Source organism: Neoroseomonas rubea (assembly GCF_016106015.1).
Classification (GTDB): Bacteria; Pseudomonadota; Alphaproteobacteria; order Acetobacterales; family Acetobacteraceae; genus Neoroseomonas; species Neoroseomonas rubea.
The window spans coordinates 1-1,527 of record NZ_JACADQ010000562.1; the positions used below are offsets into that span (position 1 = coordinate 1).

General features: G+C 76.7%; 1 protein-coding gene. It reads left to right on the forward strand.

All coding sequences use genetic code 11. From position 1 onward, the window contains the following. Positions 1-1,516, forward strand: a 1,516-nt coding sequence (locus HW577_RS24840) for a cation-translocating P-type ATPase (RefSeq protein ID WP_198378766.1), incomplete at its 5' end; no start/stop codon positions are given. Positions 1,517-1,527: the final 11 nt, after the last annotated feature.

Sequence of the window (1,527 nt, forward strand, 5' to 3'; positions counted from 1 at the left end):
GGACGCGGCCGCGCGGCTGGCGCGCCAGGGGCCGAACCTGCTGCCCGCGCCGGCGCGCCCGGGGCTGGCCGCGCGCTTCGCCCGCCAGTTCCAGGACCTTCTGATCCGCCTGCTGCTCGTCGCCGCGGCGCTGACGGCCGTCCTCGGCGAATGGGCGGATACCGTCGTGATCCTGGTCGTGGTCGTGGCCAATGCGACGATCGGCCTGCTGCAGGAAGGCCGGGCGGAGCGCGCGCTGGAGGCGATCGGCACGCTGCTGTCCCCGCGCGCCGCCGTGCTGCGCGACGGGGTGCGGGCGAGCCTGCCGGCCGAGGCGCTGGTCCCCGGCGATGTCGTGCTGCTCGAGGCCGGGGACCGCGTGCCCGCCGACCTGCGCCTGATCGAGGCCGCCGCGCTGCGCATCGAGGAAGCGGCGCTGACCGGCGAATCCGTCCCTGCCGAGAAGGATGCCGAGCCGGTCGCCGCCGCCGCGCCGCTGGCCGACCGGCGCGGCATGGCCTTCCTCGGCACGCTGGTGGTCGCGGGCCAGGCGCGCGGCCTGGTCGTCGCGACCGGCGCGGGGACGGAGATCGGCCGGCTCGGCGCCATGCTGGCGGGGCTCGAGGCCGCCGAGACGCCGCTGCTGCGGCAGATGAAGAGGCTGGCGCGGCACTTGACGGTGCTCGTGCTCGGCGTCGCCGCGGTCGTCTTCGCCGTCGCGGTGCTGGTGCACGCGATGCCGCTGGCGGAGGCGGTGCTGGTGGTGGTCAGCCTCGCGGTCTCCGCAATTCCGGAAGGGCTGCCGGCGGTGCTGTCCGTCACGCTTGCCTTGGGTGTGCGGCGGATGGCGGCGCGCAACGCCATCATCCGCCGCCTGCCGGCGGTGGAGACGCTCGGCGCCGTCGGCGTGATCTGCACCGACAAGACCGGCACGCTGACGCGCAACGAGATGGCCGTGCGCAGCCTGGCCTGGCCGGGCGGCGCGGCGCGCGTGGCGGGGGAGGGCTACGCGCCCTTCGGCACGATCGAGGGCGACGCGGTGCCCGAACGCCTCGCCGCCGTCGCCGCGCTCTGCAACGACGCGGCGTTGCGGGAAGGGCCGGAGGGGTGGCTCGTCGCCGGCGACCCGATGGAAGGCGCGCTGCTCGCCTTCGCCGCGCGGGCGGGGATCGAGGCCGATGCGCTGGCCGTCGCGCATCCGCGGCTGGCGACGCTCCCCTTCGACGCGTCCATCCGGCTGATGGCGACGCTGCATGGGCGGGAGGGCGGCGTACTGCTGGCGGTGAAGGGCGCACCGGAGGCAGTGCTGCCGCGCTGCGTCGGCATCGATGCCGCGGATTGGCTTGCGCGCGCCGAGGCGATGGCCGCGCGCGGGGAACGTGTGCTGGCGCTCGCGATGCGCGAGGATGACGCGGCACCCGCGGCGATGGCGCCGCCCGAGGGGCTGGCGCTGCTCGGCCTGGTGGGCCTCGCGGACCCGCCGCGGCCGGAGGCGCGCGCGGCGGTCGCGGGAGAGGACGGAAGAGCAGGCGGCTGAAGTCCAGGCAG